The organism is Mycobacterium sp. (genome assembly GCF_049585075.1).
In the GTDB taxonomy this organism is placed as follows: domain Bacteria; phylum Actinomycetota; class Actinomycetes; order Mycobacteriales; family Mycobacteriaceae; genus Mycobacterium.
In genome coordinates this window covers 1-3,942 of record NZ_JBAUZA010000058.1, presented here as the reverse complement: position 1 = coordinate 3,942, position 3,942 = coordinate 1, and the positions used below count along the sequence as shown (strand labels likewise).

The following is a 3,942-nucleotide window of genomic DNA, read 5'->3' as shown; positions in this document are numbered from 1 at the left end:
TGCCGGAGATGCCGGCGCCCGCGCCGGTCGTCGTGCCACCGACGGGCCGCAGGCCCCGAGGTGCCAATGAAAAGGCGCCGCTACCCAAATTGGGTCCGCTGATCTCCCAATTCCTCAAACCGCTCACCCGAAATCCCGCGCAGCTTCAGGCGGCGGTGACGCCGGGGCCCACTCCGCCGGGCGCCATCCCGGGGTCCCCGAACGCCAATCAGGCGGTTCCGCAGGCCGTTCCGGCACCGCCGCCGCCGGCCAACGTCGCGGGTGCTCCGACCTCACTCGTCGACTTCGTGACCGGACCGAACAGTCCCAACCGCACCCTCGAACGGTTCGGTATCTCCGGAACCGACCTCGGGATACCTTGGGACAATGGCGATCCCGGCAATCGTCAGGTTCTGATGGCCTTCGGTGACACGTTCGGCTATTGCAGCGTGCACGGCCAGCAATGGCGCTACAACGTGCTTTTCCGCAGCCAAGACCGCGATCTGAACCAGGGTATCCACGTCACCGACGGGGTGCCGAACAACCCGTACTCCGGTTCGCCGGTATGGGCGCCGGGCTTGTCCAAGCAGGTCGTCAACAGCATCCACAAGGCGGCACACGAGACCGGAATCATTCCAACGTCGGCGATGTCCCTCGGCAGAACGCAATATATGAACTTCATGTCGATCAGGAACTGGGGCCGTGACGGCGAATGGTCGACGAACTACTCGGGACTCGCGAGATCGGTTGACAACGGCCAGAGTTGGGGCATCTTCCCCGGCACCATCAGGTTGGCCTCGGCGGACGCTGTCCCGGGAGGCCACTACTTCCCGGGCAACGAGAACTTCCAGATGGGGGCGTTCATGAAAGGAAAGGACGGTTACCTCTACTCGTTCGGAACCCCGTCGGGACGCGGCGGCCCGGCGTTCCTGTCACGGGTTCCGCCGAACTTCTTACCCGACCTCACCAAGTACCAGTACTGGAACGGCGAGGGCAAGGGTTGGGTGGCGCGGGACCCGAGTGCGGCGACGCCGATTTTCCCGGGTCCGGTAGGCGAGATGTCAGCCCAGTACAACGACTATCTCAAGCAATACCTGGTGCTCTACACCAACGGCGGCAGCAATGACGTGGTGGCCCGGACCGCGCCGTCTCCGGAAGGACCCTGGAGCCCGGAACAACCTCTGGTGTCGTCGTTTTCGATGCCCGGCGGTATATACGCGCCGATGATTCATCCGTGGTCTTCGGGTCGAGACTTGTACTTCAACCTGTCACTGTGGTCGGCGTACGACGTGATGCTGATGCACACCGTGCTGCCATAGCTGACCAGATCATGACCCCACTTCGGGCACCCGGAAGCTCATGTCCACCGTGGTCCCCGACGGGGTGCAGTCCATCTCGAGCCAGTCGCTGACTGCGCGGATCAATACCAATCCACGTCCCCGGACGCCGGGGTCGACAGGGGCCACTTTCCACGAACCTTGGTCGATGACCCGCACGTGCACTCGGGCACCGTCGTTTTCTCCTTCGATCCGAACGGTACCCGGTTTATGTCCGCGGTAGGCGTGTTCGATGCTGTTGGCCGCCGCCTCGTTGACCGCCAACACGATGTCGGCGGCCGCCTCGTCCGGTATCGCGGCGCCGCGCAGCCATGCCGCAAGCTGATGCCGGACATCACTCAATTGCTCGGCGGCTGCGGCTTTTTCGATCTTCAACGGGCGGTACGGGTGCCGGTAGACAACTATCGCAATGTCATCGTCGTATCCGGCTGGTGGGGCCATTTCGTCGAGGACGGCGTCCGCGATGTCGTCGACGGGCAGATGCATCCCGGTAGCCACCGTCGCACTGACCCGCGCGATCCCGTCGTCGATTGAGATCTCGCGCCGCTCGACCAGTCCGTCGGTGTACAGCATCAACGTCGATCCGGGCGGAAGGACTACCGACGATTGTGGACGAGAATCCTTGCGGTGCACGGCTAACGGCACCGAGCGAGCATCAGAGAGCAGCATCGGCTCGGCGTGTGGCACGGCGAGCACGGCTGGTAGGTGGCCGGCGCAGCTGTAACAGAACTCACCGGTCTCGGTATCCAGGACCGCGAGAAAGACGGTGGTGCAGAAGGCATCCGGGATCAGTTTGGCTACGGCGTCAAGTTCTTCGAGCAGTTTGGCGGGCTCCGCGCCGGTGAGCAGCAGCGCCCTGGCAGAGCTGCGAAGCTGACCCATCACCGCCGCAGCGGAAAGGCCGCGTCCCACACAGTCTCCGACGATGATGCCGATCCGGTGATCGCCCAGCCGCAATACGTCATACCAGTCGCCGCCGATTTCCAGAGGCGGGACCGCGGGTTCGTAGCGCACCGCGAAGCCGGCTGGAAGCTCGGTCGGTGCCAGCATCGCGTGTTGCAGCGTCAGCGAGGTCTCGCGCGCGGTTTCGAACTGGCGCACATGCTGGATTGCCAATCCCAGATGCCCGACGAGCACGGTGACCAGCAACCGATCCTCGGCGCTGACCCGGCGTGGCACCCGCAGTTCCAGCCACAGCGCGACGTCCCCGCCGCCGGTGAGCACCGCGACAATTCCGCGAGCCATGCCCGGATTGCCCGGCCATTCGATGGGCTGCACCGTCAGCGGCAATTGGTGGCGGGCTTGCTGAAATATCTGGCGCAGCACCGGATCGAGTTGGCGCCACGGCAGTGTGGCGTTCTCTCCGGCCACCTGAACTGTTGGGTCGCCGTCGTTGGGCGGCCACACCGCGCCCACCACCCGGTGTACGTCGAGCGCGACGCGACACTCGTCGAGGGTGATCGTCAGCACCTCGGCGACACTTTTGGCCACGCCAACCGCCGTGGCAAGGCGCAGCACGGCGCTTTCCCGCGCGGCGAACGCCCGTTCAGCGGTGATGTCGCGGATCGTTCCGACGTACACGTCCTCATCGGCGACGTCCGCCGTCACCCGGTTGATGTTGACGGCGACCCATTCCAGGCGGCCGTCTCGGTGCCGGATCGGCGTCTCGTACTGGACTTGGTTCTCCTGATTGAGGCGCAGTTGTTGTTGCCGCGCCGCCTTCTCGTCGACCAACCACGGGTGTGGCCACCGGTAGGGGACACCGTGGGCCGGGTAGCCGGTGATCTTGCCGAATGCGTCGTTGACCTCGGTAACGGCCCCTTCGTGGTTGGCGACGAAGAACCCCTCTTGCAGCGAGTTCACCAATGCGGTGCGGAACTCGTCGCGATCGGCCAAGTTTTCCGCCCGGGCCCGCTGTTCCTCGTAACGCTTTGTGCCGTCTAAAAATCCGCGCGTCGCGATATCTAGCGGGGCCAGCGTCTGCAGAAGGAAGGCCAGCGCCGCCGGTCGATCGAAGACCGGATTCTGCGCGTGGTCGTCGACCAGTTGGAAGTGGTTCTCGATGATCTCCAGCGTGCTGACGCTCATCTGCAAGGCCTGGCGTCCGAGTTCGTGGCCGACGGCGAGTTCCTCCTCACCGCGCGTCTGCAAGTAGGTACGCAGGGCGGTGGCGTACCCGGCGTGGAATTCGCCGGGGTCGTTCATCCCGACGCGCCCCGGTGACGTGCGGCGAGCACCAGCGCGTCGTCGTTGTCTTTGGCGTGCTCGTGCAAAATGTCGTTGGCGATCGCCAAAGACGATGCGGAGAAGTCGATGTCGTCCAAATGGTCTTCCACGATGCCATCGCTGGTGATCACCAGCAGGTCGCCGGGTCGGATCGGAACTTCCTGCGGTGTCAGCGTTTCGGGTATGCGGTAACCGACGATACCGCCGGCCAGACGCGCTGAAGATCGCACCTCGACACCGGCCGGGTGTTTGGCGACGAGGTCGGCGGTCACATTGCCTATGCCGATCCAGCTGAGTATGTCAGATCGAAAGTCGATGTGCGCCAACGTCATCGCAGCCCCTCTGGTGCCCGACAACGCGCGGTGACAGTGCTGGACCAGGACGGCGAGCGGCTCGGCGC

General features: G+C 64.5%; 3 protein-coding genes. 1 reads left to right on the top strand and 2 read right to left on the bottom strand.

The window, feature by feature from the left end; all coding sequences use genetic code 11:
* The coding region (locus WB785_RS02650) for a DUF4185 domain-containing protein (RefSeq protein WP_424077145.1) at nt 1–1,298 on the top strand (1,298 nt) is incomplete at its 5' end.
* Nucleotides 1,299–1,307: 9 nt separating this feature from the next.
* Here WB785_RS02650 and WB785_RS02645 read toward each other — a convergent pair.
* Both WB785_RS02645 and WB785_RS02640 read right to left on the bottom strand, forming a co-directional pair.
* The gene (locus WB785_RS02645; protein ID WP_424077144.1) at nt 1,308–3,521 is read right to left on the bottom strand and encodes a SpoIIE family protein phosphatase; all 2,214 of its coding nucleotides are present in this window, start codon (nt 3,519–3,521) and stop codon (nt 1,308–1,310) included.
* The coding region (locus WB785_RS02640; protein WP_424077143.1) for a SpoIIE family protein phosphatase at nt 3,518–3,942 on the bottom strand (425 nt) is incomplete at its 5' end. The genes WB785_RS02640 and WB785_RS02645, both read right to left, overlap by 4 nt.